General features: G+C 69.8%; 31 protein-coding genes. 15 read left to right on the top strand and 16 right to left on the bottom strand.

Going from position 1 to position 26,715, the window contains the following annotated elements; all coding sequences use genetic code 11:
- Positions 1-46: 46 nt before the first annotated feature.
- The 4 genes from J5Y04_RS26080 to J5Y04_RS26065 form a co-directional block, all read right to left on the bottom strand.
- Positions 47-946 carry an HNH endonuclease gene (locus J5Y04_RS26080; protein WP_209414823.1) on the bottom strand — a complete coding sequence of 300 codons (900 nt, stop codon included), beginning with the start codon at positions 944-946 and terminating at the stop codon, positions 47-49.
- A 663-nt stretch (positions 947-1,609) separates the two neighbouring features.
- Positions 1,610-2,854, bottom strand: a complete 1,245-nt coding sequence (locus J5Y04_RS26075) for a tetratricopeptide repeat protein (protein WP_209414822.1) — start codon at positions 2,852-2,854, stop codon at positions 1,610-1,612.
- Positions 2,855-2,889: 35 nt separating this feature from the next.
- Positions 2,890-3,816: a hypothetical protein gene (locus tag J5Y04_RS26070; RefSeq protein ID WP_209414821.1), complete on the bottom strand. Its 927-nt coding sequence runs from the start codon at positions 3,814-3,816 to the stop codon at positions 2,890-2,892.
- A gap of 116 nt (positions 3,817-3,932) precedes the next feature.
- Positions 3,933-4,088: a hypothetical protein gene (locus tag J5Y04_RS26065; RefSeq protein ID WP_209414820.1), complete on the bottom strand. Its 156-nt coding sequence runs from the start codon at positions 4,086-4,088 to the stop codon at positions 3,933-3,935.
- A gap of 244 nt (positions 4,089-4,332) precedes the next feature.
- Here J5Y04_RS26065 and J5Y04_RS26060 point away from each other — a divergent pair, with 244 nt between their 5' ends.
- On the top strand, positions 4,333-5,688 hold the full coding sequence (locus tag J5Y04_RS26060) for a tetratricopeptide repeat protein (RefSeq protein ID WP_209414819.1): 1,356 nt from the start codon (positions 4,333-4,335) through the stop codon (positions 5,686-5,688).
- A gap of 22 nt (positions 5,689-5,710) precedes the next feature.
- Here the strand turns inward: J5Y04_RS26060 and J5Y04_RS26055 are convergent, their stop codons facing one another.
- Positions 5,711-6,004, bottom strand: a complete 294-nt coding sequence (locus J5Y04_RS26055; RefSeq protein WP_209414818.1) for a winged helix-turn-helix domain-containing protein — start codon at positions 6,002-6,004, stop codon at positions 5,711-5,713.
- A gap of 175 nt (positions 6,005-6,179) precedes the next feature.
- On the opposite strand from J5Y04_RS26055, the gene J5Y04_RS26050 reads away from it, so the two are divergent.
- The 3 genes from J5Y04_RS26050 (at position 6,180) to J5Y04_RS26040 (ending at position 8,192) form a co-directional block, all read left to right on the top strand.
- Positions 6,180-6,515: a hypothetical protein gene (locus J5Y04_RS26050; protein WP_209414817.1), complete on the top strand. Its 336-nt coding sequence runs from the start codon at positions 6,180-6,182 to the stop codon at positions 6,513-6,515.
- A complete protein-coding gene (locus tag J5Y04_RS26045; RefSeq protein ID WP_209414816.1) occupies positions 6,515-6,739 on the top strand; it encodes a hypothetical protein in 225 nt (74 codons plus the stop codon). Before J5Y04_RS26050 ends, J5Y04_RS26045 begins: the two co-directional genes overlap by 1 nt.
- A gap of 913 nt (positions 6,740-7,652) precedes the next feature.
- Entirely contained in the window at positions 7,653-8,192 is a 540-nt protein-coding gene (locus J5Y04_RS26040) for a GNAT family N-acetyltransferase (RefSeq protein WP_209414815.1), read from the top strand.
- A gap of 117 nt (positions 8,193-8,309) precedes the next feature.
- Here the strand turns inward: J5Y04_RS26040 and J5Y04_RS26035 are convergent, their stop codons facing one another.
- A complete protein-coding gene (locus J5Y04_RS26035; RefSeq protein ID WP_209414860.1) occupies positions 8,310-9,281 on the bottom strand; it encodes a transposase in 972 nt (323 codons plus the stop codon).
- A 226-nt stretch (positions 9,282-9,507) separates the two neighbouring features.
- On the opposite strand from J5Y04_RS26035, the gene J5Y04_RS26030 reads away from it, so the two are divergent.
- Both J5Y04_RS26030 and J5Y04_RS26025 read left to right on the top strand, forming a co-directional pair.
- Positions 9,508-9,651, top strand: coding sequence for a hypothetical protein (locus J5Y04_RS26030; protein WP_209414814.1), 144 nt, complete (start codon positions 9,508-9,510; stop codon positions 9,649-9,651).
- 170 nt (positions 9,652-9,821) lie between these two features.
- Positions 9,822-10,592: a GNAT family N-acetyltransferase gene (locus J5Y04_RS26025; RefSeq protein ID WP_209414813.1), complete on the top strand. Its 771-nt coding sequence runs from the start codon at positions 9,822-9,824 to the stop codon at positions 10,590-10,592.
- Positions 10,593-10,728: 136 nt separating this feature from the next.
- Here the strand turns inward: J5Y04_RS26025 and J5Y04_RS26020 are convergent, their stop codons facing one another.
- Together J5Y04_RS26020 and J5Y04_RS26015 are read right to left on the bottom strand one after the other, a co-directional pair.
- Positions 10,729-11,199 carry a hypothetical protein gene (locus J5Y04_RS26020; protein WP_245205442.1) on the bottom strand — a complete coding sequence of 157 codons (471 nt, stop codon included), beginning with the start codon at positions 11,197-11,199 and terminating at the stop codon, positions 10,729-10,731.
- Positions 11,200-11,429: 230 nt separating this feature from the next.
- Positions 11,430-12,176 carry a dienelactone hydrolase family protein gene (locus J5Y04_RS26015; RefSeq protein WP_209414812.1) on the bottom strand — a complete coding sequence of 249 codons (747 nt, stop codon included), beginning with the start codon at positions 12,174-12,176 and terminating at the stop codon, positions 11,430-11,432.
- A 402-nt stretch (positions 12,177-12,578) separates the two neighbouring features.
- Between J5Y04_RS26015 and J5Y04_RS26010 the strand changes: the two genes are divergently transcribed.
- The gene (locus J5Y04_RS26010) at positions 12,579-13,088 is read left to right on the top strand and encodes a hypothetical protein (RefSeq protein ID WP_209414811.1); all 510 of its coding nucleotides are present in this window, start codon (positions 12,579-12,581) and stop codon (positions 13,086-13,088) included.
- A 270-nt stretch (positions 13,089-13,358) separates the two neighbouring features.
- Here the strand turns inward: J5Y04_RS26010 and J5Y04_RS43625 are convergent, their stop codons facing one another.
- From J5Y04_RS43625 to J5Y04_RS26000, 3 genes are all read right to left on the bottom strand, one after another.
- On the bottom strand, positions 13,359-13,577 hold the full coding sequence (locus tag J5Y04_RS43625; RefSeq protein ID WP_307853293.1) for a hypothetical protein: 219 nt from the start codon (positions 13,575-13,577) through the stop codon (positions 13,359-13,361).
- A 208-nt stretch (positions 13,578-13,785) separates the two neighbouring features.
- Positions 13,786-14,145, bottom strand: coding sequence for a transposase family protein (locus J5Y04_RS43620; RefSeq protein WP_307853296.1), 360 nt, complete (start codon positions 14,143-14,145; stop codon positions 13,786-13,788).
- Positions 14,146-14,413: 268 nt separating this feature from the next.
- Positions 14,414-14,953: a GNAT family protein gene (locus tag J5Y04_RS26000; protein WP_307853291.1), complete on the bottom strand. Its 540-nt coding sequence runs from the start codon at positions 14,951-14,953 to the stop codon at positions 14,414-14,416.
- A gap of 1,056 nt (positions 14,954-16,009) precedes the next feature.
- Between J5Y04_RS26000 and J5Y04_RS25995 the strand changes: the two genes are divergently transcribed.
- Entirely contained in the window at positions 16,010-16,531 is a 522-nt protein-coding gene (locus tag J5Y04_RS25995; RefSeq protein WP_209414810.1) for a hypothetical protein, read from the top strand.
- Between the two features lie 235 nt (positions 16,532-16,766).
- Here the strand turns inward: J5Y04_RS25995 and J5Y04_RS25990 are convergent, their stop codons facing one another.
- Together J5Y04_RS25990 and J5Y04_RS25985 are read right to left on the bottom strand one after the other, a co-directional pair.
- Positions 16,767-16,979, bottom strand: a complete 213-nt coding sequence (locus tag J5Y04_RS25990) for a DUF397 domain-containing protein (protein ID WP_209414809.1) — start codon at positions 16,977-16,979, stop codon at positions 16,767-16,769.
- Positions 16,976-17,812 carry a helix-turn-helix transcriptional regulator gene (locus J5Y04_RS25985; protein WP_209414808.1) on the bottom strand — a complete coding sequence of 279 codons (837 nt, stop codon included), beginning with the start codon at positions 17,810-17,812 and terminating at the stop codon, positions 16,976-16,978. The genes J5Y04_RS25990 and J5Y04_RS25985 overlap by 4 nt, the downstream gene beginning before the upstream one ends.
- Positions 17,813-18,005: 193 nt before the next feature.
- Between J5Y04_RS25985 and J5Y04_RS42985 the strand changes: the two genes are divergently transcribed.
- From J5Y04_RS42985 to J5Y04_RS25955, 7 genes are all read left to right on the top strand, one after another.
- Entirely contained in the window at positions 18,006-18,128 is a 123-nt protein-coding gene (locus J5Y04_RS42985; protein WP_256463554.1) for a hypothetical protein, read from the top strand.
- The gene (locus J5Y04_RS25980) at positions 18,128-18,376 is read left to right on the top strand and encodes a hypothetical protein (RefSeq protein WP_209414807.1); all 249 of its coding nucleotides are present in this window, start codon (positions 18,128-18,130) and stop codon (positions 18,374-18,376) included. The genes J5Y04_RS42985 and J5Y04_RS25980 overlap by 1 nt, the downstream gene beginning before the upstream one ends.
- A 184-nt stretch (positions 18,377-18,560) precedes the next feature.
- The gene (locus J5Y04_RS25975; protein ID WP_209414806.1) at positions 18,561-19,049 is read left to right on the top strand and encodes an NUDIX domain-containing protein; all 489 of its coding nucleotides are present in this window, start codon (positions 18,561-18,563) and stop codon (positions 19,047-19,049) included.
- 47 nt (positions 19,050-19,096) lie between these two features.
- Complete coding sequence (locus J5Y04_RS25970; RefSeq protein ID WP_209414805.1) at positions 19,097-19,726, top strand: DUF899 family protein; 630 nt, start codon at positions 19,097-19,099, stop codon at positions 19,724-19,726.
- A 366-nt stretch (positions 19,727-20,092) separates the two neighbouring features.
- A complete protein-coding gene (locus tag J5Y04_RS25965) occupies positions 20,093-21,142 on the top strand; it encodes a M4 family metallopeptidase (protein WP_209414804.1) in 1,050 nt (349 codons plus the stop codon).
- A gap of 552 nt (positions 21,143-21,694) precedes the next feature.
- A complete protein-coding gene (locus tag J5Y04_RS25960) occupies positions 21,695-22,564 on the top strand; it encodes a nuclease (RefSeq protein ID WP_209414803.1) in 870 nt (289 codons plus the stop codon).
- A gap of 305 nt (positions 22,565-22,869) precedes the next feature.
- Complete coding sequence (locus tag J5Y04_RS25955) at positions 22,870-23,061, top strand: hypothetical protein (protein ID WP_209414802.1); 192 nt, start codon at positions 22,870-22,872, stop codon at positions 23,059-23,061.
- 88 nt (positions 23,062-23,149) lie between these two features.
- Here the strand turns inward: J5Y04_RS25955 and J5Y04_RS25950 are convergent, their stop codons facing one another.
- The 3 genes from J5Y04_RS25950 to J5Y04_RS25940 form a co-directional block, all read right to left on the bottom strand.
- Positions 23,150-24,523 carry an FAD-dependent oxidoreductase gene (locus J5Y04_RS25950; protein WP_209414801.1) on the bottom strand — a complete coding sequence of 458 codons (1,374 nt, stop codon included), beginning with the start codon at positions 24,521-24,523 and terminating at the stop codon, positions 23,150-23,152.
- 236 nt (positions 24,524-24,759) lie between these two features.
- Positions 24,760-25,407 carry a response regulator transcription factor gene (locus J5Y04_RS25945; RefSeq protein ID WP_209414800.1) on the bottom strand — a complete coding sequence of 216 codons (648 nt, stop codon included), beginning with the start codon at positions 25,405-25,407 and terminating at the stop codon, positions 24,760-24,762.
- Positions 25,392-26,648, bottom strand: a complete 1,257-nt coding sequence (locus tag J5Y04_RS25940; RefSeq protein WP_209414799.1) for a sensor histidine kinase — start codon at positions 26,646-26,648, stop codon at positions 25,392-25,394. Before J5Y04_RS25940 ends, J5Y04_RS25945 begins: the two co-directional genes overlap by 16 nt.
- Positions 26,649-26,715 lie beyond the last annotated feature (67 nt).

Below are 26,715 nucleotides of genomic sequence, written 5' to 3'. Positions count from 1 at the left end.
CCCCGCACAACCCTCTCCAGGGTCGGCTGATCCTCTTTTCTATCCCTCACTCAGCCTCCAGATCCAGTCGGTAGGCCGGACTTTGAGGCCAGGGCGCTATTTGCCCGTCGCACATAATTTCAAGCCGCCCCTCCGAGTCCGTCCTTCGCCCAATCGCAGCAGCCAATTCCTGACACGAAAGAGTCCCCCACGGATCGGGGAGCATGACCGAGTAATGACCCATTATCACGAGTACACCTTGAAGATCATCCGGCGACCTGACCAGGTTCACGCTTCTTCCACTTGCGGGTGCGTCGGGGTTAAATCCCACCAGCGAGGGCAGGATTTCTGCGTCAGGATCCTTAAGTTGAGCCCGGATCGGATCGAGGGCCGGTTGAAATATGTAACGGTACCCGAAGGCCGAAAACGCCGCCAGATACGCCGATCGGACCCATGAGATATCTGCAAGTCTGGCCGTGAATTGCTCTGTAATCGTGAATTGAAACCCGCGAGACCGCATCAGAGCTCGCTCGTGATCCTCAACTACTCTACTGTCGTTCTGCTTGGGAACCCCTTGCATGAGTATTCCGCTTCCCGCGCGAGTAACCTCACCTCTCAGCGGCACGCCATCGGCGTGAAATGTCGCACGAAGGGTTCTCGAAGCGCCCCGCCCCATGATGAATTCCAGCACCTTAAGGCGCTTGATTGCATGGGAGTCAAAATAGTGACCAGCTTTGTTATTGCAACCCTTGCAAGTGAGAAGCATTCCACGCCCGCCAAGGCCGCGCGGCGGAACGTGCTCCTCGGTAAGGGTTTCATCGAGTAGCGCACCGCGCGGATATGCAATTAGACAACAAGGGCACATATAGAAATCGCCATCGGGCAGCAATTTGCCGAGACCCACGGCTTCGAGCGTCCTCCGCAAATGGGGCGCTCCCTCATTGAACCAACGCTCGCGCTTGTTCATGTTGCCCACTATCCCGTTGGCGGTTATTTCAGTCAACCAATATCCCATGATTCAGAGAGATGATCCAATGCCGCGCAAGCCCCGCCCCCCATGCTCGGTGCCGGACCGTCCCGAGCTGACCACGGGCGGACGCTGCCCCGCTCACGAGCGCGAGGCGAACGCACAGCGCGAGTCACCGGGCACCAGCGCGTACGGTCCTCGCTGGCCCCGCATCCGTCGGGCCTACCTCTACGCCCATCCGTGGTGCGTGCTGTGTGCGCGTCTTCGTCCGCTGTGTACGCAGTGTCACAGTCGCGAGACAGCCGTTCATCAGCCCGGAGGTTGGGCGAGTGAGCGCGTTAAGCCTGTGGGAGGCCCTGGCCTGTGGTGACACCCCAGGGAGGTGACTCCCTCCCGGTGCCATAAGGCGCGGCAGGGAGGGAAAAGACTCTCGCCGCAGGTAGAGCCGTTTGCGCGGAGCGTGACAGATCAGGAGAGGGGGGACCATGGCGGACCCGAGGCGGTAACTGTCGTCACCTATCGGGACAGTCAGTCCCAGATGCCGGAATCATCCCGAATCGCAAAGGCCCCGCCCTGTTCTCCCTCAGCGGGGCAGGGCGGGGCCTTTCTGTATTTTGGGGAGATCGATCCGGCGTCAACGCAAAGCGCAGGCGCTCACCGTACTCAGCGCGGGGCCGCCGGGAGGTCAGCAGTCGAACGCTTGGCCGCATCACGCGCGCGGAATCCGAAGCTGATGAGGATCACGCGTTCTCCGGCGCCGAGGGGAGTCCTTCCGTGCGGGGTGATCGCCCCATCGAATACAACGCACTCGCCGGCTGCGAGATCGCACGCACGGTAGCCGTCAGCGCCGATGAAGACGGTAGTGCTCACATTGGGAGCTGCGGTGGGACGCTTGTGCTTGAGACACAGGATCAGATTGGCCTCACCGAACCCGAACTCGTCCACGTGGAAGTCGAGGAACTGCCCCTCCTCCAGATAGGCGATATAGACGCCGTTGTGCGGCTGCTCCATCTCCAGGCCGGTGGACTCCGTGACGACGGCGGCGAGATCTACTTGCCCGGCGAAGCGGTTCGCGGCGTCGCCCACGGCCGCGTTCCACTTGCCGTTGTGGAGGTATCCGTTGGCGGTCAGGGCCTCCTCGGCCTCCTGCGCCATAGCGTTGATCAACTCGACCGGGAACGGCTGGTCGCGCAGGTGGCGCGGGTGCACCCGCTGATGCGCGGTCAGCCCGCGCACGGCGCTCCGGATGGCCGGGAAGTCTTCTGCCCACCGGTCCGGAGTCCGGGCCGTGGTGTTGGACTGGAGCCACGAAGTCCACTGCCCGCTCCACAGGCGGGGCCCGGCGTTGTCCGCCCCCGGCGCTGCGGCTTGCTCGATCAGCAGTTCCACCCGCGAGAGTGCTGCCTGTGTGGACCCGATCAGCTCGGTGTCCCCCTTGACGATCCGCAGTCGCAGCGCTTCCCGGAGGTGGGCCTCGGCGCCCGCGAGGTCACCGCGCTCCATCAGATACTTGCCGGTGTGCTGGAGCGCGAAGTCCACCAGTTCCGGGTGTTGGCTCCGCGCGGTGCCCAGGGCACTGCGGTAGAGCGCATCCGCAGTCCGCATGTCACCGGCGTAGCGGTGGGCGTCGCCGAGGTTGAGCCCCGTGGCGACGACCGCTCGGGTGTTGCCGCTCGCTGCGGCCAAGTCGAGCGACTGCCGCAGGAACGAAAGGGCCTCCTCGTGGTGGCCCAAGCACATCTGACCGACGCCGATCCATCTGGTCAGGACCCGGGCACGAGCTGGGTCGGCCCCTTCGGGCAAGGCCCTTAGATCTTCGCGGAGTTGGCCAATCGCAGTCGTCAACTTGCCCCGGTCGGTCGGGATCATCCGCAGGCCGGCGTCTTGTGTGATGAGGTGCTGGAGCACCGGACCCTCCTCGTTCGGTTCTGCTCAGGGTGGCACTACAGCTGGTCGGTCTGCTGGCGCAGGTCGGCCAGCAGCTCCACTCCGTGCGGGGTGAAGTTCTCACTCAGGAGTTCGAGTTCGCGCATGAGGTAGCGGACGGCGGGAAGGCCCTCGTCGTAGGCGGCCTCGAAGCACGCGCGCTCGTTGGCGGTCAGGTCGTCGCGGTCCAGCTCGGTGCGGCGGAACCTCAGCAACTGGTTGTAGACACCGGTCGCGTGGAAGGCCCGGTCCACCTCCCAGAACTGGTTGCGCGCGACGCCCTGACCCGCTCGCCACTTGATCTCGATCTTCGGGGACTCCTTGGACGAGTACCCGTCGGCGAAGACCTGGTGCTGAAGGACGTGGAAGCTGATCGACTGGTGCGTTCCCTCGTGGAGCAGGTTCTCCGCCAGGAAGCGGGGAGACGGCTCCGGGCTGACCGTGTTCGGCGGGATGTGGTGTCGGGCCTTGTCGGAGAACACGACGATGTACGGGAGCGCCGGGTCACTGGAACTGGTCAGCGAAGAAGCGCGGACTCCGGGCTTGAGCCCGACCCACAGCAGCCCACGAACGAACTCGCGCACGCGGGCGAATCCCTCGGGGTGGACCAGCGACAGGCGGTCCAGCGCCTCGGACAGTGCTGCACGGCGGTCATCGGTGTGCTCGGCGATCTCGTAGTTCGTCAGGTTGATCTCGTTGGCGATCTCGCCGGGAAGCTGGGCGTCGAACCAGTCGAAGGCCACTCCGGCCACGGTCACGTTCTCGCTGCGCAGCGAACGGGCGTGCTGCGCGTAGGGGGTACCGGACTTGATGAGGCGTTCCATCAAGGCGAAGGGCAGAGCGCTCTCCGCGCCCTCCTCGCGCAGGCGGAGCAGTTCCGGGTCCTTCCGGCCGAGGTCGAAGAAGGAGCCAGCCGGGACGCTGGTGGCGATGGTGGTGTTCACTGCGGACTCTCCTTGCTTGGGACTGTGTGGCGATGCCGCGCGGCGGGCCGACCCGGGTGGTCATCCGAGCCGACCCGCCATGCCGTCAACTAGTCGGCATCAGTTTGGAGTTGCTGTCAGACCTCGGTGGCCACCGGCGCGAAGTCGCCGTCCGGCACCGAGTGGTCCAGCCGCCGCGTCAGGGACTCGACGCCCACCGGCGCGAAGTCGCCGTCCGGCACCGAGTGGTCCAGGCGCCGCGTCAGGTTGCTGACCTGGGTGCTGTCGGACATGGTTGTGCTCCCTCCATAGGTACTGCTGCGGATTGGTGCACCTCCCCGAGGTTCGGGGAGGAATCTGCGAACCGCTGGCGGGCTCACCGCGTGGCTTGCGGCAGGTATCGCCATTGCCGTGCCAGTCGGGCGGGAACCCCCGGCCTGTCGGTGCAATCAGTGAACAGCCAGTCACGCTCCGGCGGTACGGTGTGAGCACACCGATCCCGTTCAACCCGTTCAAGATCGCAATTAGGGGCGACAGTTGACGGACACTAAGGCACCAAACGAGGCACTGGCCCGTGCCATCGCGGAGTCCGGATGCACGTACCAGGCACTGGCGACGACAGTGCGCGCAGTCGCTTCCGAAGCGGGGGAGCACTTGGCCACGGCTCCATCCGCCATCGCCCATTGGGTAGCCGGCGGCACCCCGACGGGGCGCACCCCGCTGTACCTCGCCGAGGCCCTTACCCGGAAGACGCGCCGCAAGGTGACCGTGGCAGAGATCGGGCTAGGGTCGGAAGCGATCGGGGAGGCTATGGGCGCCGACCCGCTGGCCACCGCCGCCGACCTCGGGAGAGCCGTGATGCAGTCCCGCCGTGACTTCCTCGCCAGTGCGTTCGCCACTGCCGCTGTGGCACTGCCGCTGACCTACGATCACCAGGCGGTCGCCGCCACCCTGCGAGCGGGAAGGACTGGCGGCCGGGTGGGCGTCGGCGAGGTGGCCACCGTCCGGCACATCACCAGCGTGTTCACTGCCGCTGACGAGCGTCTTGGTGGAGGGCACGGGCTGAGTGCGGTGACCACCTACCTGACTGACACGGTGGTGCCGATGCTCCAGGCCGTGTATCCCTCCGAGGCGATTCGCCGGGACGCCTACGGCGTGGCGGCCGAACTGTCGTACCTCGCCGCGTGGAAGTACCACGACCTAGGCCGGGAGGGCGCCGCGCAGCGGTACTACCTTCTCGGCTACCAACTCGCCTGCGAGAGCGATCCGACAGGACACGGAGCCTGGATGATGCGTGCCCTCGCCCATCAGGCTCTCAACCTCAAGCAACCGGAGTTCTGCGTCGAACTGGCGGAGGAGTCCCTACGGCGGGCGCGTGGGAAGGTGGACCCGCAGACCGAGGCCCTGTTGTTGATCACGAGCGCCAGGGCGTACGGAGCTGTGGGGAGGGGACAGAAGGCCGCAGCGGCGCTACTGGCGGCCGAGGACGCCATGCTTGACACCACGGCTCCGCCAGCGTCCTTTACGGCCGCCACCGGGCCGGTAGCGGCAACCGTCGCCTCTCACACCGCCAAGACCCTGGCCGAGCTGAAAGACCACCAGGCGGCCGAACGCCACCACCGTGCCGCCCTCGCCGGTCGTGACCCCGAGGCGTTCCGGCGCATTCACGCCCTGACACTCGGGAACCTGGCCCGGTCGGTCGCTGCCCAGCGCCGCCACGACGAGGCTGTGGGGATTTGGGGTCAATCCCTGGATTTCATGGACGGAGTCGTCTCGGACCGGCACAAGAAGGACCTTCACAAAGTCCGTACCACAATGACTAGTTGGGCCCGACGCGGCATCCCCGGCGCCGCAGACCTGGGGCAACGCGCCGCGGAACTCGTCCGAGCCTGACCGGCACCTATCTGGCCCCGTCCTACTGGTGAACTCCGGTGGGCGGGGTCTGCTGGTCTCCGGGGGTCTGGTTGGTGCGGTCCGCCACGAACGTGCCGCGCTGCGGAAGAGTCCGGACCCACCCTTGGGTGCGCAGGTACTCGACAGCGTGGCGGGCTGTATTCCGGGCAACGCCGTATGCCTGGATCAACGTAGCCTCGGACGGCACCCGGGCGCCGATCCGCAGTTCCCCGGACTGAATGGCCCGGATGATGTCCGCCGCAATCTGCTGATACGGGTGCGCCTCGGCGTCCGGGTCAATGGGGGTCACGTCCATAGCCAAAAGCGTAGGACGCCCCAAACGACCTCGCGCGTTTCGCTACGAGCATGAACGTACCTAGACGTACCTATAGGAGTTGGGTACGGTCGAAATCCGCACCACCAACCAAAGAGCCCCGGGACTGTGCGACCAGTCACCGGGGCCGCCGAACAGCTTTCGAGGAGCTGCCGACATGCGTCACCTTATCGCCCGTGCCCTACGGGCCGCCCTGCGCCTGGTCCTGCCGGCTCGGGGCCAGCACCGCGCCGTCCCAGCCGAGCCGGAGCCCGCCGCCCTGGCGGTCACCTCCGACCCCGCCGCCCAGAGCGTGCCGGAGCCCGCTGACGAAGAGCTGGTGTGGGGACCGCTGGTCCGCCCCTACGTCGACCCCGCCGCGTGGCGGGCCGAGCTTGACGAGATGCAGCGCCAGTACGAGCGGCGCGAGGCCCTGCGAGCGGTCGCCGAGGGACAGCCCGATCCCGGCTACACCTACCCGGGTGCGCAGTGCCTCGCCGGGGCGGTGGCGTGATGGGGCGGCCCTTCATAAAGGAACTCGCCGACGGCACCCGCCGGGGTGACACGAAGGGCCTGCGGCAGTGCGAGCGCGACGGGTGGCAGATCCTCGCCGGAGCCTGCTACACGGTCCGCTACGACCCCCGTAAGCCGAACGACTGCCGACCGTGGACCGACGGGCTTTCCCGGTTCTGGTCGCGTGACTGCTGGGCCGTCCCGCACCACCGCACCGCGAAGTAGAACCCCCTCGCCCCGTCCGGGACCGACCCGGGCGGGGCACTCTCGGCCCTGCCGTAGAACCGCTAGTTCCGTGTCTCCGGAGACATCGAGGGCAACGAGTTCTGTCTCGACTGAGCATTCCCCCGAGACGGTGAGACGGAGGGCGGCCAGGAGCCCGGCCACCTCGGCCAGGCTCCAGCCGTGCAGGGCAGGCCGTGTTCGGCAGGCCCGGACGTGGCGGTCGTCTCGATCTCGCGGCGCTCGGACAGGGTGAGCGTCCTCGGCCGGCCGTCCGCGTCGGGTTTGCGGAGCTGCGATCACTTCGCGGGCCCGGTCCGCGCTGGTGGACGTCACCTCGGCGATTCGCGCCGCGCCCAGCCCTGGGCGGGCAGCAGCACCATCTGGAGAGCGCGGGGAGCCACGGCTCACCCGCCTGAGCCCACACGCGGAGCGCGGCCGCATCACCAGCAAGTCCAGACCCCAGTAAGTCCAGCCCGCCAGCCAGTCCAGCCCCCAGCGCGGGCCCGGCCCGGCACAGGGCGAACGCTGCCTGATGCGCCGGCGATCACCACGGCGGTCCCGCTCGGCGATCGCCCGGCGGGTGCCACCTCACGAGTCGACTCCGACGGCGTTCCGTGTACCGGTTGTCGATCGGTTGTCTACAGGCGGCGGGCCTACTGAGAGTCAGTGCTCCGTTCGCGGTCCAGGAGGATCATCGTGCTCACACGGGTAGTTCGGGCAGTGGTCGGTGGTGTGGTGACGGCTCTGGTGCTCGCCGTCGCCGGTGCGCCGGCCCACGCGGGTTCGCCCCCGCGCGTCGTGGTGGAGGCCGCAGACCTGGCGGTCCCCGAAGGCTGCAGCGCCAGCCCCTTGGGCTGTACGTGACGGGCCGCAGGACCAGGTCCGGGATCCGGCACGCGAGGGGGAGGGGCGGATGACCGTCCTCGTGACACGTCGTCTTCGGCTACGGAGGTTCAGCCGTGAGGACGCGCCGGTTCTGGCTCGATACCGCTCTGACCCCTGCGTCGCCCGTTACCAGAGTTGGCGCTCGCCGATCGATCGGGCAGAGGCAGAGGCGATCGTCGCAGGCTACCTCACGGAGAATCCCGACGGGCCCGGCTTCTTCCAGTACGCGATCGAGCGGTCGCAGCGACCCGGGCTGATCGGTGACCTCGCTGTCGCGATCGAGACCGGCGGGGGGCGGGCAACGGTGGGCATCACGCTGGCGCCGGACGTGCATCATCGCGGCTACGGGACCGAGGCGATGACCGCTGTGGCCGACCGCCTCTTCGCCGCGGGCGTGCAACGGATCACGGCCGGCTGCGACGCCCGCAACACGGCGTCCGCGAAGCTCCTCCGACGCGTGGGCTTCGAACAGCACGGCCGGGAGAACCAGTACGTGGAGCAGCGTGGCATCCACGCCGACTTCCTGCTGTTCAGGATGTCGGGCGAGCAGCTGCGCCGCCCCTCATGAACCTGCCGCGAACCGACCCGGTTCCGTCGGCGATCACCAAGCGCTTTCATGCGCAACCACAACAGGAGGATTCCCAATGATGTTGTCAAGCCGGAGTAGTGACTCCGGGTGACTGCTTCAGGCTGCGGCAGTAGCCTGCCGGTCAGTGGCTGCCTTGAAGGTGCGGTGGTCGCGTATGAGGGCCCAGAGAACGTTGAGGCGACGGCGGGCCAGGGCCAGCACGGCCTGCTTGTGGGACTTCCCCTCGGCTCGCTTGCGCTGGTAGAAGCGCCTGGACTCGGGGCAGTGGACGGCTGCGACCTGGGCGGAGAGGTAGAACATCCGCAGCAGGCGCCGGCTGTAGCGGCGCGGGCGTTTCAGATTGCCGCTGACCTTGCCGGAGTCGCGGGGGACCGGAGCGAGGCCGGCCACGCCGGCGAGCCGGTCGGGGCTGCCGAAGGCAGCCATGTCCCCGCCGGTGGCGGCGATGAACTCGGCGCCGAGCATGTCCCCGATGCCGGGCATGCTGGTGATCACTTCGGCGTCGGCGTGCTCGCGAAACCGTCCCTCGATGAGGGTGTTGAGCTGGTCGATCTCCTCGCCGAGGCGGATCACCTCCCTGGCCAGGGTGTGGACCATCCTGGCGGCGGTCTTCTCCCCTGGAACGGTGGTGTGCTGGGCCTCGGCCGGGTGACTGCGGCCTCTGCGGCGCTGGTGGCGTTGTTGGTGGCTCGGACACCGTGGCCCAGACCCCCGCCGCGCTGCGGCGGATCGGTCGGCGATGACGAAGGCGTCCTTCGCGTCCGTCTTCCCGCTGCCCCGGTAAGCGGCAGCGGCGTGGTGAAGGGTCCGGCCGGGGATGTAGAGCAGCTTCTGCCCGTGACCGACCAGGAGGGCGATCAACAGGGCGGCGCCGCCGGAGTTGAGATCGACCGCCCAGGTGACGACGCCTCCGTCAGCCAACTCCAGCACGTTGCCGAGAAGTTCGAGCAGTTCCGGCTCGTTGTTGGGCACCCGGCGGGAGAGGACCTTGTTCCCGTTCGTGTCGATCACCGTGCAGTGGTGCTCGGCCTTGCCCGCGTCCGTCCCGGCCCACAGTTCGGCCACCAGGTCCTCCTCCGTCGACGTACCTGTAGTCGGTCCCAGCAGACGACCTCGCGGACGCGTCCATACGAGCGATCAAGTTCGCGCATCCCAATCAGCGGCCGAGTCGTCGCGAGGCGCCGGGCGGCCAATCCTCCTCAGCCACGACAGCGGCAGAAACATGGCAGCCACACCCAGCACCCCCGGGTGTCCCGATCTTACGAATGATCCGAACTAACCCACGAAGAAAGGTATGGACATCATGGTGGATCCAGGCCGCGTCGGGAGTCGTGTCGCGCCGGTCGACGAGACCGAGGACGGCATCGACCCGGTGGGCACACCGGGCCAGGCGGACGAGTCGGACGAGCCGGGTGACTCGGGGGAGTCTGAGTCGTAGCCCTCGGATCATCCGCAGCCTCTCCTGTCGACGGCGGCCTTCCCGGTGGGTGTCTCTCCACCGGGAAGGCCGCCGCCCTTCCGCAAGGGGTTCGCCGGCGCCCACGGCCTCGGGCAGGTCCGGCAGATGGCTCGATCGCGGTGCTCGAAGCCCACGTTAGGGTGGGGCTCATGCCGGACCCCGAATTGCAACGGATCGGTGCCTTCCTCGCCGGGTTCGCCCGTCGGCAGGCCGGGCTCACCACCGAACTCCCGTGCGGGTTCGCGGTGTACGACGACCGGTTCGCCGAGTCGTGGTCGCACAACCAGGTCGTCGTCGACCGCGGTGGTGTCGACCCGGCCGCACTGCCCGCCCTGGTGGACGAGGCCATGGGGGACAGGTCGTACCGTCTCGTCTCGGTCCTCGACGGGGACTTCGGGGACGTGTGCATCGGGCCGTTCCAGCGCGCCGGGTACCGGCACCACACCTACGTGGTGATGCTGCACACCGGTCCGGTGCCCACCGCCGACGGACGCCGGGCCGAGGACGTCGACCTGGAGGCGATCCGGGAACCGCTCACGGCGCGCTGGCGCTCCTGGCTGCCGGAGGCCGCCGACGAGGTGATCACCATGCTGGTCGACCGCCGCGAGACGCGCCGGCGCGGGGCCGAGGTCGTGCAGTTCCTGGGGTCGCGGGCGGAGAACGGCGAGGTGGCCGCCTGGGCCGACCTCTATCTCGAACCCGGGCTCGGCATCGCCCAGATCGAGGACGTGATGACCGCCGAGGCCCACCTGCGGCGCGGACACGCCGACGTGGTCCTGGCCACCGCCCTGCGCCGGGCGGCGGCCGCAGGTTGCGGCACCCGCTTCCTCACTGCCGATGCCGACGACTGGCCTCGCCACTGGTACGAGCGACGCGGCTTCACCGTCATCGGCCGCACCCACGGCTTCGAGCGCACCTGACCGCAGCCGGTGACGGGAGCACGGGACGGGAGCGGGTGACCCGTCGTCGCGGTGCGGGCCCCCGCCGGCGGAAGCGGGTCATCCCGCGTCGGTACGGCCGACTTGGGTCCATCCGCTGTTTCCTCCACCAGTTCCCTCACCCCCACTCCGACCTGTCGGCCAGGCGGCGGTACCACCAGAACTGCGTGCGCCACTGGCGTCGGTGTGTGAACGGATCCGGCAGGGTGCGGCGCAGGAACACCGCGTCCAGAGGCTTCACGAGGCGGCCGAGCTCGGCGCGGGCCCGTGCCGGCAGTCGCTCCAGGACTTCCTCCAGCACGTCGCGTGCGTACCTGACGTCGTCGAAGGCGCACCCGGGGCACGGGCACGCCGCCTCCTGCGGGTACAGCGGACGCCTGCCGAGCGGCTGCAGGAAGTCGCGGTACCGCCGCAATGCCTGCTCGGTGGCGCCCGGGCGGATGTAGAAGCTGCCGCTCAGGAACTCGACCCGGCACACGGCCAGGCTCGCCCCGGCGGAGAGTCCGTGGATCCGGAACGGCGGGGCCGGCCCCCAGATGCGGGAGACCTGGTGTTCAGCGCGCAGGGCGCGCGGCCGTCTACGCGGCATCGGCCTTTCGGTACGTGATCACGGGCGCCATGCTGCCAGGAACGGCTGTCCTTCCGCACCTGGATTTCCGTCTGGTACGCACCTGTTCCGCCCCTGCCCGCACACCGGTCGGACCGGTCACGCGGCCGGTTGTGCGTCGGCTGCGTCGGCCGGGTGTGCGTCGGCCGCGCCTGGCCAAGTGTGCGCCGGCCGGGGTGGGACCCGGCCGGCGCATCGTGGATGACGGGGTGTCAGCCCAGGTGTCGGGTGAAGAACCGCACCGAGCTGTCCAGCTCGAACAGCGGGACGTCGCCGTGCCGGCCGGGGTTGGCGTGGAGCGTCTTCTCGGCCGAGGCGAAGAGGTCGAACAGCGCGAGGGCCTCCGCCCGCGGGACCCGTTCGTCGTCCCACTGCACCAGGAACTCCACCGGGACGGTGATCCGCGCGGCCGCCTCGGGGGAGGTCTGCCGATCCCCGTTCAGACCCAGGACCGCAGCGCGGACCCGGGGCTCGGCGGCGACGAACGGAACGCCGAGCCCGCAGCCCAGCGACAGCCCCCAGTATCCGACCGGGCCGGCGCCGACGTGATCGAGATCCTGGAGCGCGTCCAGGACCGCTCGCCACTCCGGGACGCTCTGGCCGGCGATGAGGGCGTGGACGTCGGCGAGCACCGGAGTCACGTCACCGCCGGTCTGCATGCGAGTCCTCATCTCGGCGATGAGCAGGTCGAGTTCCTCGCTCCTCGGACGGTCGCCGTGGCCGGGCGCATCGACGGCCGCCACTGCGAAACCGCATTCGGCCGCGAACCGGCGGGCGCGCGCCACGATGCCGGGGGCCGTCTTGTGCTGACCGCCGCCGTGCCCCATCAGGATCAGCGGGCGTGCGCCGACGGCGCCGTCCGGCGTCCACAGCACGCCGGGGATCGCACCGAAGGTGAAGGGGAGGGCGAAGTGTCGTTCGGTGACGCCGTCGGACGACGTCTGGGAGGTGAAGCGCATGTGCGTTTCGAGCCTTTCGGGATGCCTGTGCGGGCGCTCCCTAGACCACGCGAGGGAGGGAGCCCCGACCTGTCACAGCGTTGATCGGTCTCACCTCCTTGGTTCGCGGCAGCATCGTGCGACGCAGAACGTATCACGGGCGGCTTCGCGCCGGCGCGGGCATTTCCGCCGGTGCGAGCTTCCGCCGGCACGACGCGAGCAACCGGCGATGAGCGGTGGCCGACCGGGAGCGAGGTTGCGCCCACCGGGGACGGGGCGCACCCACCAGCAACGGGGCGCACCCACCGGCAACGGTCCGCACCCACCGGGGATGAGACGCGAGCCGGGACCTCCCCCGGCGGAGGGAGTGGTCCGAGCCGGCGGGAGGACGTGGCCGGGCCGTGCACGGGCGAGCCTGGGGGCATGTCCTCTCCCGCGAACTCTGTTGCTCCGGCGCCGCGTTGGGCCGTCCGCGCCGCACATGCCGCCGCCCTCACCACCGTTCCCTCCGGACTCTGGCGGATCGCGTTGGGCCTCGGCCTTCCGGTGGGCTACAGCGACGAGGTGCTTCGCGAGAGCTTCGGCATCCCCGGCTGGGGCGTGGTCTACGTGATCGGGCTCAGCGTGGTCTCCGAGGCCTTCGCCCTGTTGACGCTCGGTCTGGTCCGGCCCTGGGGCGAGGTGGTGCCGCGCTGGATTCCGGTCATCGGAGGCCGGCGCGTCCATCCGCTGGCCGCGGTGGTCCCCGCCGCCCTCGGCACGGTGGCCTTGGTCTGCATCTGGAGCGGCTTCGTGTTCTGGTGGAGCGTCGAGGAGACCCCGGCGATGCAAGGGCCGTGGCACACCATCGTCGGCATCCTCTACCAGCCGCTCGTCCTCTGGGGCCCGCTGCTCGCCGCCGTGACCGTGTCGTACTACCGCCGCCACCGCTGAGCGAGGGAGCGAGGACGGGAGCCGTACGCGGTTCCCGGAGCGCGCCCGGCACAGGAAGTCGGGCCCGCCGACTTCCTGTGCCCCACCCGGCCGAGGCCGAGGGCGATGCCAGGGCCGGGGTCGAGGCCAGGGTCGAGGCGGGGTCGGGGGCGGCGATCGACTGCGGGAGCAGCGTCGAAGCACGGTATGACGCACGCTCAGAACAAGCCAACGAGTAGCCGCAGGACAGGGCTTGGGACGTGCTGGCCTGGCGGTCGGCTCAGGGGTGGATCAGCAGGCCATCGCGCGGACGCGGTCGAGCTCCACACTCGGCCTGCTGCGGGTTGGGCGCTTGGCGCTGCGGTCGGAGACCAGGGCGCCGATTGCGGCGATGACCTCGGGCAGGTCGTCGCGCTCGCCGGTCCAGCGTTGCAGGGACCGCCACTGCTCGACCTCTGCGTTGGCAATGTTCGACCATGATCCGCCGTTGGGACTGGCGGCGGCGCGCATGGTCGTGGAAGTTGCGCTCGGACGGCCCGGCGTCCGCCGCTGGCTTCTTCGGCGGGGCGCTGACCTGGCCGGGGAAGTCGCGGGCCGGGCCGGCACAGCCGGAATCGACTTCGGCTTTCACGTTCGGGTGCAGCCGCAACTGCTCCTCGATGCCCTCGGTGCGTACTGCGGTGACATCGTGCATCCGGCCCGGACGGATCGCCCCGCGTCACGGCTCCCGCCCCTGCTCGTCGCTGATCATTGTGGCCTTCTCGGCGTTCTGCTTCTTCTTGCCCGACACGAACGCCTTACGGCCCGGCCGCGCCGCCTTCGGGCGGCGTGCCTGCACCTCGGTACCGTCGATCCGCAGCGTGATCCCCTCGGCCTGGTCATGGGCGAACACGTCCGCAAGGGTCCTGAGCCTGATCCCGGGCCGATCCGGCACCGCGAAACCGCGGGCGGCCGGCAACGGGCGCACCTCGCCGACCGCCCGGTCGATCGTGGAGGGCGAGACTCCGAACAGCGCCGCGAGCACCCTGTGCGACAGCGCCCAGCGCAACACCACCAAGGGCACCAACACCCGGTCCACGAAGACCAACTGCTGATCCGGCCCGGCCCCGGCTGCCCGCGTTCGGCCACGGCCACGCCGTTTGGCCAGATCCGAGTCGCGGGCTGCGGTCCACGGCCCGGCCAACTCGGCGATCAGCGTACCCAGGTGTTCCTTCGAGATCCCGCACAGAGCAGAATCAGAGCAGGCCGCACGGGCCCGACTTGACTTCGCACTCCCGATGATCCCGCGCGGCTCTTCGCCTCCGGCGCCAGGACGACAGCCGGAGCCTGACCACCGATGCCCCCGATCATTCGGGCCCGGGCCGGTACGCCCATTCCTGGTCGAGGATGCTGAAGACTTCGGAGTCACGCCAGCCGTCCCGGATCAGCGCGGTGTGCCGGTGTCGGCCCTCGTGGGTCATGCCGAGCTTGCCCAGCACCCGGGCCGATGCAACGTTGCGAGGATCGCAGGTCGCATAGATCCGGTGCAGTCCTATCAGCCCAAACCCTCTGCCGAGAAGTTCCCCGCCGATGGCTGTGCCCACGCCTCGACCCCACACCTGAGGATGCACGAGATAGGAGATCTCGCCCTGACGGTGGGCCAGGCTACGAACCTTCAGCTCGCCGATACCGACGAGTTCACCGTCGAGGCAGGCCGCGTACACGAATCTCGCCTGCGGGGACCGCAGCCGGGCATCCATCGCGCCTTGGACGAAGTCCCGCGTCTGTTCCTCGGTGTTCGGCCCCCACGCCTGGTAGCGGCAGGCCTCCGGCAGGCTGGCGAAGGCATGTACAGCGTGGCAGTCACCGACAACGAGCTCGCGCATGGTCACCGGGGTTTTGATCACGAGCCGATCCTGTCAGGCCGGCATCGCCGAATACCAGCACCAAGTCGCGAGGCTCCCACACGATCAAGATCGCATCATTGTCGTGCGGCAACGCGTAAGACGTTGTCCTGTGTGGTGACCTTCACCAGCCGCTTGTGGCAGGTGACGAGGGTGGCGAGGTACCGCCGCGTCGCTCGCCGCCACGAACGCGACCACCTGCTCGACCTGGCCTCTGCCCCCTTGTCACGCCCGGGTGAGCGGCCGGCCCTTCACCGACGCCTACGTCGTGCACCACATCGCACAGCAGGTGGCGGCGGTGGGCGGCCCGGACGGCGGCCCGCAGCGGTTCGTGGAGCGCGTTCTCCGGAGGTGGATGGACGGGCCGTGTCGTGAACCGTCCCAGCTCGGCCGCGAACTGTGCGGGCGGATGCATTGCTTCGGCCGCCACATGATCAACGCTGAGAGCACGGAACTCTTCAGCCCGGGGGTTCGCCGATACCTGGTGGGTCGGGCGCGGGCGTTGGCCTGGTCGGCGAGCCGACGGCGTCCGAGCGCCCGGTTCGCCTCGGCACGGTTGCCGGCGCCCCGTTGGTCGGAGGCTCGCTCAATTCGTCGGCCGACGCGCTCGGCCACAGCGCGTCGGTGCGTCCAGATCTCACGCCCGGGGAGTTTCGGCATCGATCGACTGATTTGTGATCACGGTTCGGCGACCTTCCTTCCGCCGAGGTTTAAATAGTCCACCCCGACGTTCGAGCAGCGGTAGGTTGCGGAGGCAAACACCTTGATCATCACGGGGGATCCACCATTTCCACTCAGTCTGCCGAGCTGCCACACGGCGCCGCGCCCACCGAGCCCACCGCGCCCACCGATCTCACCAAGCCCACCGGGCCCACCTCCGACGCCGCGGCCCCGGACCTGCCCGTCTACGGCGAGGGGCAGCTCAGCTGCCAGTACTGCGGCTCCGTCCCGGCCGTGAACGCGACCTTCCGCGGGCACCAGGGCTTTATCGTGATCATGAGGTACCTGAAGCGCCGGGGACCGTACTGCCGCAGCTGCGGCATCGCCGCGCATCGGGACATGACCTCCGACAGCCTCTGGCAGGGCTGGTGGGGCATACCTTCGATGATCGTCAACCCCATCGTCATGCTGATCAACATCCCGCAGCGACTGAAGGTCAACAAGCTGTCGGAGCCGCTGCCCGGGGCGCCCCGCCCGCCGGCGAACCCGGGCAAGCCGGTGTACCTGCGACCCACGATCCTCGGTGTGCTCATCCCGGCGATCCTGGTCTCGCTGATCGTCCTCATGGAGAAGGGCGACCCCGAGTTCGCCAAGGCCGGCGACTGCATCCACAACAAGAACTCGATCATCCTGCCCGGTGCCGTCGACAGCAACCCCGACGTCGAAGTGGTCCCCTGCTCCGACCCCAAGGCCGAGGCCCGTGTCGTGGGCCGCGAGGACGACACCAATGACGGCGAGGGCGTGTGCCGGAAGTCCTTCCCCGACGCCGACGGCTACTTCACCTACAAGCGGGGCAGCGACAAGTACACCCTCTGCCTTCAGAGCCTGAAGCAGAAGCCGGGCAAGATCTCCGTCTCGTAACGGGGGCACTCGGGGCGGGCTGTTCGCTGATTTCCGCTGGCAGCCTGCCCTTGCCCACACTTCTTGATCCGCCCAGATCTTCTCGATGCCCGGGTGGCCAAGCGTCACCCCTTCTCTGCGCGGGGTGGGGGTGGAGGCAGAGGAGCGGAGTAGGAAGTCGGCGGGGCCGACTTCCTGTTGAGAAGGCCCCGCAGCTCCCGGGGAGGGGCGACGGGGCCCGTGGGGCGCCGGCTGCTCAGGTGGCGTCGAACTCGCCGGCGCGGACGGCGGTGACGAAGGACTGCCAGGCGGCGGAGGGGAAGACGAGGGCGGGCCCGCTGGGGTCCTTGGAGTCCCGGACGGGCATGACGCCCGGGTGTCCGGGGGAGACCTCGATGCACTGGCCGCCGTCGGAGCTGTGGGAGGACTTGATCCAGCGGGACGAGTACAGGTCAAGGCTGGAGCTCATGGTGCCAGTTCCTTCCGAATTCTGCTGATCAGGGCCAGGGAATCCGCCTGGGACGGCGTGTCCACCTGAAGCCGATCGTATCTCCTGCGCCAGATCGCGACAGTCGCTCTGTCCCGCTCGAGAAATCCGCGGTGCAGCGTTTCCGTGTAGCCGAGTTGGCCGTGGTCGCTGAGGGTCAGCAGGGTGACTGCCGATCGGAACGAGCGGAGGCCGCCCATGCTGAACGGGACGATCTGGAGCAGGATGTTCGGCTCATTCGCCAGCTCGGCGAGGCGGTCAAGTTGCTCGGCCATGACGGCCGGGCCGCCGAGCTGCCATCGCAGGGCGCTCTCGTCGAGAGCGGCGTAGATAAGGGGTGGAGGGGTACGGGTCAGCAGGTTCTGCCTGGCCAAGCGGAAGTTGAGGCGCTCGTCCGCCTGGTCGGCCGTGACCTCGCCCCGTCCGACCGCCCCGGCAAGTTCGGCCTCGGCATAGGCCCGGGTCTGGAACAGGCCGGGGATGAGACCGATTTCGAACAGCCTTATCTCGGCGGCCTGCGCTTCGTGCCGCGTGAACTCCGTGAACCCCTCGGCCAGGCCGGCTGAGTTGGAAGCCTGCTGCCACATGAGAGCCAGGGTGCCCTGTGTGTTGAGGGCCGCGTCTGCCGCACGGGCGAGGCGCAGTGAGGGCTGCTTCGTGGCAAGTTCGGCGAAGGAGATCGTCGAGTAGTGGAACCCGGTCAGCTCCGCCAGCTGAGCCTGTGTGAGGCCCGCCGCCTCACGTGACCTGCGGAGTTGTACGCCGAAGGGAGCCCAGCGTCCTGCTGAAGGGTCAAGTTCCTTGCGGTTCACCATGCTTGCTCCAACTTGGCCAGCCTGAAAGTCAAGACCAACTTCGCTTCCGATGCTAACTGAGATCAGGTCAGGATGGGCACAGACCGTAAAACTCCAACTGCGGAGCGTGCCCATGTGTGGCGTTCAGTCTCAACCCACCACCAAACTCCACGGCTACGGCGTGCGTTGGGATCCGGCGGCCCGGGCTTATCGGGTGCGGAACGAGAGGACGGGGGAGTGGCTTCTCGACGCCTCCGGCCGGCTTGCCGGTTTCTCCTCCTTCTCCGCCGCCGAGGCCGCCTACCGCGCCTTCGAGCCCCGTCGGCGGGCCGTCTGATGGGGCCGATCCTCGACCGCGCGACCGCCGAGCAGCGGCGGGAGGCGGCCCTTGCCGTCGAGGACCTGATCGCCGTCCTCGCGCTCGCCGATGCCAAGCTCCCCTCCGTCGAAGTCGACTGGGAGTACGGCCGGTTGACCGGCGCCTACCTGATCAACCTCGGTTCCGCCCGCACCGCCCAGATCCTCCGGATCACCGATCTCCTCCGGCGGGGTCTGCGTCACGAGCGGGTGGCCGGAGCTGAGTGACATCGCGCTGGTCGGCCGCTTCCTCTGGTGGCTGCTGTTCGTCGCCGCCGTCGTTCTCGCCGGTCTCCGCCTCCGACCCCGCCTCCGCCTCCGCCCCCGACCCCGCCTCCGCCTCCCCCTCCGGCCCTGCCTCCGCATCCCCCATGCTCCCGCCGCTGCACCACCCCGGAAAGTGAGTACGACCGTGTGCCCCACGCGTGACCCCCGGCTCCTTGCGAAGCTCCCCGCCTGCCGTATCGGCGCTCTCGTCCTCCTCCGCAGCCAGGCCGGCCACGTCCTCCTCGTCGACCCGGACCATCTGGACGGCCTCGTCCTCCCCGGCGGCCCGGTCCTCCCCAACGAGCCGCCGCATCTCGCTGCCGCCCGCCACCTGCACGCCCAGACCGGTCTGCTCCGCCGCGTGACCCAGCTCCTCGCGGTCGACTTCACCCCCGCCGACCGCTACCTCGAACGCCTCAACCTGGTCTTCGACGGCGGCGCCGTCACCGACCGCGACACGCAGCGCGTCACCGTCCCTCCCCGGTGCGGCTCCGGCCTCCACGGCGCCCGGTTCGCCGACCCTGCGCACCTCTCCGCCCTCATGAGCCCCGCGCAGAACGCCCGCGTCCAGCAGGCCCTCGCCAACCTCGGGCGCGCCCTTCCGCTGCTCCTCCACGGCCAGCGCGCGGCCTGACGGCTCGTCGGCGGCCGATTGTCAGTCCCTCACGTCACAATCCCCGCATGGAGAAACCTGCGATCGTTTCGGCCGAGGAGTGGCAGCTCGCGCGCGAGGAACTGCTCAAGGCCGAGAAGGAACTGACGCGCGCTCAGGACGCGCTCGCGGCACGCCGCCGCCGTCTGCCGATGGTGAGGTTCGCCAACGACTACGCCTTCGACACCCCGACGGGGACGAAGACCCTGCTCGACCTGTTCGAGGGCCGGAACCAGCTGGTCGTCTACCACTTCATGGACCGGGGGCCGGGCCGGATCTGCCCGGGCTGCCAGGGCTTCACCGACAACATCCCCGTGGGCGCCCTGGAGGGGCTGGCCGAGCGCGGGGTCACCTGGGTGCACGTGTCGAACATGCCGCTCGCGCAGATCGAGGCGCACAGGGAACGGACGGGCTGGGCGCTGCCGTTCGTCTCGTCGCACGGCACCTCGTTCGCCGAGGACACCGGCGCCGGGGGCGGCTTCCTGCTGAGCGTGTTCCTGCGCGACGGGGACGACGTCTACCGGACGTACAGCACGTACTCGCGCGGGGTGGACCGGCTGGTCTTCCGCAACAGCGTTCTCGACCTCACGCCCTACGGGCGCCAGGAGGACTGGGAGGACTCGCCGGCGGGCTGGCCACAGCGGCCCACGTACGGGTGACCGGCCACGTACGGGTGACCGGCCGGGTGCGGGTGACCGGCCGGGCCTGGGTGGGCGCGTCCGTGAGCGCGCCCACCTGGGAATCCCTGCGGGTGAATCGCGTGAGGGTGCCCTGTCGCACCGAGGGTTGGGCAATCTCACCCAGGGTTGATCACTGGCCAGGTCGTCTCGTCGAAGGTTGATGGGATGGCCCCGGTCTGACGCTCCGACCGATCGCGGGTCCAGAGACCCGCGGATGCGATGGCGGCCCCGGCCGGGATTGATGGTCGGACCCGCTGGGCCTGCCGAGAGTCGGTTGTCGTCAATTTTCGACCATCGCGGCTGCGTCGAGCGACAACCTGACTACCCTGTGTCAGATTTCTGCCCATGGAGACCACCGCAACCTTCTGCACGATCGTCCCACCGCACATCCTCGACAAGCTGGCCCAGTCCGAGGACCCCGCCGTCAGCGAGCCCGCCCGGCGCACTCTCGAGCGCGACGCCCTGTTGCGCACCCAGCGCAGGATCAGCGCGGGTCGCGGCGAAGCTGCTCCGGCCGGAACCCCTTCCGACAGGCCACAACGCACCATCTACGACGCGGCACAGCGGGACACGCTGCCGGGTGCGAAGGTGCATGCCGAGAGCGACCGGCCTGCCAAGGACCAGGCGGTCAACCGGGCACACGCCGGGCTCGGCGCGACCTTCGACTTCTACCTCAAGGCGTACGGTCGTCACTCGATCGACGACTGCGGGCTGCCGCTCGACGCCACCGTCCACTACGGCGACAGTTACGGGAACGTGTTCTGGAACGGCGAGCAGATGGTCCTCGGTGACGGCATGGGGAAGGTGCTCCTCGACTTCACCGAGTCACCGGAGGTCATCGGCCACGAACTCACCCACGGCGTCACGCAATCCACCGCCGACCTGGACTACTCGGGGCAGTCCGGCGCGCTCAACGAGTCGATCTCGGACGTCTTCGGCTCGCTCGTCAAGCAGTACGCGCTCGGCCAGACCGCGGACCAGGCCGACTGGCTCATCGGCGCCGGACTGTTCGGCCCGGCCATCCGAGGCGTCGCGCTGCGCTCCCTCAAGGCCCCGGGCACTGCCTACGACGACCCGCAACTCGGCAAGGATCCCCAGCCGACAACCATGGACGACTACGTGAGGACCAGTCGCGACAACGGCGGCGTGCACATCAACTCCGGCATCCCCAACCACGCCTTCTACCTGGTGGCCAGCGCCCTCGGCGGCCATGCCTGGGAGCAGGCCGGAAAGATCTGGTACGCCACGCTGACCGGCGGCGAGCTCGCCGCGGACGCCGACTTCGCGGACTTCGCCAGGCTGACCGCCGCGACCGCTCGAAGCCTGTTCGGCGAAGGCGACGAGATCCAGGCGGTGCTCAAGGCGTGGTCGATGGTCGGGGTGCCCATCGCGTAGACGGAGGAAACGCAGGGTCGGAGGTGACGCGGGCGGCGATCCTCGCCCCACCGACCCTGCGAGCAGGCCAGTCATCAACCTTCGGTGAGATCGCCCAACCTTCGGCGCGGCGGGACAGGGGGCGATCGTGCGCGGGTGGACGTCGCGCCCGCACCGGGTGCTCCCGTACGGGCGCGGTTGCGACGCCAAGCGCCGTGTACGAATATTCACGGCAGTGTGCACCGGTTGCGACGGCGTGACCACCGATCGTCCCGCGCCGGCTCGTGGCCGTCCGGCACCTGCCGGAGCATGTGGTCAGCGTCCCGCCACCCGGGGCCCGGTCCGGCCGGGACCCCGCCCGGGCCGCCGGGAGCGTCCGGCCCGCCCGACGTCCGCGATCCGAGGCGGGCGCCGCCCGGGCCGTCACCCGAACGGATCCCGACCGCGGCCGGCCCCACGAGGCGTCCGCCCGGGAGCAGGGCTCTCCGGCGCGGCTGCCACCGGGCACGCACGCACGCCACCCCAGCAGAGCAGCACCCCCAGCAGAGCAGCACAGAGCATCAGGGAGTTACCATGTCGATGCTGTTGATCAAGGGTTCGTTCCACATCTCCGCGCAGGCCAAGCCGGACGGTGACACCATCGGGTTCATCCCCGACTACGTGGGCGAGTGGAAGCTCGTCCACGGGAAGCCGCTCCGGCCCTCCGCCGACGGCCACGTCAACGTCCGGCTGGAGGCCATCGACGCCCTGGAGACCCACTACCCGGGCGCCAACAAGCACGACGAGCACCAGCCGCTGACGTACGCCGACGCCGCCGCGGACGAACTGCTCGACTGGCTGGGCTTCGTGGACATCCAGCGTCACAAGGACGAGACCGTCAGCGTCACGCCCGACCGGGTGGCCGGCTACATCCTCACCCGCGGCACGGACAGCCTCGGCCGCTGCGTGGCACTGGTGGGCCGGGGCCGGGCTCCGGGGGCCAGCGGCTACGAGATCGACGTGGACGACAAGCTCCTGGCGAAGACCGCCAACTACCACCTGCTGTCGAAGGGGCTGGCCTACCCGACCTTCTACCAGGGATTCCCCCAGGACCTGCGCCGCGTCCTGACCAACCTCGTCCACCAGGTGCAGGCCGCCGCGCCCCCCGCCAACGGTCTCTGGTCGCAGGACGCGACGACCACGGGCGCGAAGATCGTCGACATGAAGTCGATCAACACGGACGTGGTGATCCTCCCCAAGCTCTTCCGGCGGCTCAAGGACTACCTGGACCTCGGCGGCGACTCGCTGGCCTGCTTCCCCTCGTTCCTGGCCGGGGCCAACGACGTCTTCACGCTTCCCGACGGCAAGCAGCTCCCCGGGCTGCACAGCATCCTGGAGATCACCAACGGGCAGACCCTGCGGCTCACCCACCCCGCGGAAGACCTGCTCTTCGAGGAGAAGTGAGCCGGGGCGTCCGGCCATGACCGATGCCGGCCGCGCCGCGGGTGCGGGCCGGCGGCGGTCATCCAGGGTGCGGTGGAGCGGGAGGTCGGCCCGGTCGACTTCCCACTTCGGCTGACGCGGGGCCGAAGGGTGACGGGACTGGTGACGGGGCCGAGGGGAGGCTCGGGCTGCCGTAGCCGGACCGTTCCCCCGGCCCCGTAGCGGTGTCCGCAGCCTGTGGCAGGGTGCTCGTTCGGGATGCACGCAGCGAGCGGAGCCAGTCGCAGGTAATGAAGATCAGAAGGATTGCCTCGGGGATCACCGAGATGCAGCTCACCTGCGAGGGCTGGCAGCCCGTCACCGGGACCACCGTCGTCCGGGACGGTGACCTGCGGCCGCTCACCGAGAACCCCCGCCTCCGGTACGTCGCACTCGAACACGGGGCCGCCCACTACAGCCACCGGCCGGCGGAGGTCCGGCGGGACGCCGGTGCCGACGGACGGCGGCACCGGGCCTGATGCCGCCGTCCCGTGCACCCGGTGCGGTGTCGGCCCGGCTTGCCGGAGCGGGTTGCCGGCACCGTGCACCTGGGGGCCGGGCGAGTGCTCAGGCGGGGACGAGCGCGTCCCACTGGTCCCGGGTCGGGCCGTCGTGCGTCGGCGAGAACTCCGGGTGGGCGGCCAGCCAGGCGGTGAGGTGCCGGTCCACCTCGTCGGTGCCGTAGGCGGCCTCGGCGGGTTGCAGGAGATGGCGCACCTGGGCACGGGCCCTCATGACGACGGGGTCGTCGAAGGCACAGGCGGCCAGGGCGGCAGCCCGCCGGTCCGGGGGCGGTGCGCTCTCGGTGAGGCGCTCCTCGTTGGCACGGTCGGCCGTCACCTGTGCGTCGAACCACGGGCGCAGGGCCTGTGTCGTCCAGGCGTGGTAGCCGACCGGGTCCGCGGCCGTGTCGTCGGCATGGGCGGCGAGGTGCTGGGCGGCGCGCAGGCCGAGGGCCACGCCGTGGCCCAGGGTGGGGTTGGTGTGGACGAGGCTGTCCCCGGCGTTGACCAGGCCGGTGACGACGGGCCCGTCGTCGTCGGTGAGGGAGGTCCAGCGGTTGTCCAGGCCGGCCATCGCCAGGACGGCGGACTGCGGCTCGGGGTCCAGGTCGAGCCAGGCGGCCGTGGCGGGGAAGCGGCGGGCGACGGCTTCGAAGACGTCGGGGTCGGTGAGCGCGCCGCGGGTCGGATCGCCGGTGGAGAGCACCACGTTCACCGCGAAGGTGTCGTTGTCGGAGGGGAAGACGCCGGCGAGCGCGAACGGCGCGGCCGAGCCGGGCTTCACCCGCCCGGGGTCGCGGGGGCCGTCGGCACGCAGGCGGTACCAGCGGCACAGGTAGGCGATCCCGGCGCGGTGGCTTTCGACCACGGGCGGGCGGCAGCCGGCCGCGGCCAGCCAGGCGGGAACCGGTGAGCGCCGACCGGACGCATCGACGACGAGGTCCGCCCGGTGGACCTCCGCGCCCACCCGCACACCGGTGACCCGGGGAGGGCGGCCCTCCTCGACGGTGAGGGCGTCCACCCGGCAGCCCTGCCGCACGTCAACGGTCCGCTCCCGCTGCACGGCCGCGGTTAGGGCGGCCTCCAGCACGATGCGGCGGGTGCGCAGGGTCACCAGGTCCTCGTCGCCGTCCCGGTGCGGCGGGTGCTCGCCGAACCAGTCGAAGTCGTGGTACTCCCGGGCTCCGCGGGCGAGCAGGTCCGCGTAGACGTCGGGGGTCTCGGCGAGCAGGACGGTGCGGACGGGCGCGAGGAACGAGTGGGGCTGGACGGCCTGGGGGACGCGGGGCCTGTTCCAGCGGAAGAAGTCCTGGTTCAGGTCCTCCCCGGCCGCCCGGGTGTCCTGCTCGAACAACGTGACCGTGTGGCCCCGTCGGCCGAGCATGAGTGCCGTCCCCAGCCCGCTGATACCGCCACCGATCACCGCAACCCGCGCCACTGAGCTCCCCTTCGCTTCGCGTCGTGTTGCGGAGTGAGCCTACTGCTTGGTGATCTTCGATCGGCAACCGGGTCCTCCCGGGTCCCGGTCGGAGCACCGGGCCGACCGGTGCCGGGCCGTCACGCGCCGAGCTGCCCCCGAACCGTCATGCGCCGGGCCGTGCCGTGACGGTCGCCATATGATGCTCCGTCATATTCCGTGCGGCCCGGCGGCGGTAGCGACGGGCGGGCCGGCCGTCACGGCCTGTTCAGGTACGTGAGGACGGCGCGGACGCGGCGGTTGGAGTTGTCGTCGTCGGTGAGGCCGAGTTTGCCGAACATGGAGGTGGTGTACTTGCTGATGGCGCTCTCGCTCAGGAAGAGGCGCTGTCCGATGGCCTGGTTGGACAGTCCCTCGGCCATGAGGCCGAGCACGGAGTGTTCGCGCGGGGTGAGCCCTTCGAGACGCCGGTTCGAGGGGCCGGCGGACAGCAGGGTGGTGATGACGGCGGGGTCCATCGCGGTCCCGCCGGCGGCGACGCGTTCCAGGGCGTCGATGAACTGGTCGCCGTCGAAGACGCTTTCCTTGAGGAAGTACCCGACGCCACCACCGCCGTCGGCCAACAGCTCCCGGGCGTAGAGCTGTTCGACGTGCTGGGAGAGGATCAGGACCGGCAGGCCGGGCAGTTGGTGGCGGGCGGCGAGTGCCGCCCGCAGGCCCTCGTCGGACTGGGTCGGCGGCATGCGGACGTCGACGACGGCGACGTCCGGCCGCCACGTCAGCAGCGCGTCGAGGGTCTCGGGCCCGGTCGCCGCGGTCGCGACGACCTCGTGTCCGTACGCGTCGAGGAGGCGGACCATCCCGTCGCGCAGGAGGTAGAGGTCTTCGGCTACAACGATTCGCATGGCACCACCATGGTTGCGACGGTCGGCCCGCCTGCCGGACTGATGATCTCCAGTGTGCCGTCGAAGACCGCGAGGCGGCGCTGCAGTCCCGCGAGCCCGCCACCGGGGCGCAGGTCCGCTCCGCCGTGGCCGTCGTCCTCCACGATGACGACGATGCCGGTGTCGTCACGGGTGACGGAGATCCGAGCGCGGGTCGCCCGGGCGTGCTTGACCGCGTTGGTCAGCAGCTCGGCCGTCCCGAAGTACAGGGCGGACTCGATCGGCGGGTCCAGGTCGAGTCGGGGGCCGGCGCCGACGGCCACGTCGAGCGGGCTCGCGAGGGCGAGCGCGCGGACGGCGTCGACGAGCCCCCGCTCGGTCAGGACCGGCGGGTTGATGCCCCTGACCAGCTCGCGGAGTTCGGCCAGTGACGCGGCGGCGCCGGCCCGAACCTCCCGCATCAGGGCCTTGGCCCGGTCGGGGTCGGTCTCCATCAGCTTCTCCGCGGTCGTCAGGGTGAGCCCGAGTGCGACCAGGCGGGCCTGTGCCCCGTCGTGCAGATCCCGCTCGATCCGGCGGATCTCGGCGGCCTGCGCGACCGTCGCGTCCGCGCGTTGGGCCGTGAGCTCGTCCACCCGGTCGGTCAGCAGCATCGCGGGCGACGGGCCCAGGAAGCGGGCCGCCACCGGGCCGACGGGGCGCCAGGCGTACGGGGCTCCGGCGAGGGCCAGGACCAGGCCGAGTGCCCCCGCGGTCCGTGCGGCGGTCGTCGACCCGGTGAGCCCGACGGCCGCCGCCACGAGCCCGGCCGGCGGGACGGCCGCGACCAGCCCGACGGTGACCGGCGCGATCGCGGTGAACCGCAGGTCGCGCCAGGTCGCCGGATCGCTCCAGCGGAGCCGCCGTTGTTGCTCCTCCTCGGCGTCCCGCCGGCTGCGCTTGTACGAGTAGCCGTTCCACCAGTACCCGGTCGACATCCGCACCACGGGAGGGGCCTGCCGGTAGCCGGCGGGAATGACGGTGCCGGTCCAGCGCGCGACGAGGTGGCGGAAGGCCCGGCAGACGGGGCCGGACAGGGCGAGGGTGCAGGTGGCCGCCGGGACGAACAACCCCGGCCAGGACCACGGGTTGCCCGCCCACCAGACCGCCACCGCCGCCGCGCCGGCCCACACCGCCGGGACCAGCATGCTGACGACCGCCACTGCGCAGGCCCGTACGAGTCCCACGCCGGCCCTCGCCGACCACGACACCACCTGTCGCATGATCCTTCCCTCCCGCTTGCCGTGCCGCCCCGCCCCGAGCCGCTTGTCCCGAGCCGCCCCGCGCCGC

This window comes from Kitasatospora sp. RG8 (assembly GCF_017813315.1).
Classification (GTDB): Bacteria; Actinomycetota; Actinomycetes; order Streptomycetales; family Streptomycetaceae; genus Kitasatospora.
The sequence above is the reverse complement of the archived record's forward strand: the minus strand, read 5'-3'. Positions and strand labels throughout refer to the sequence as shown.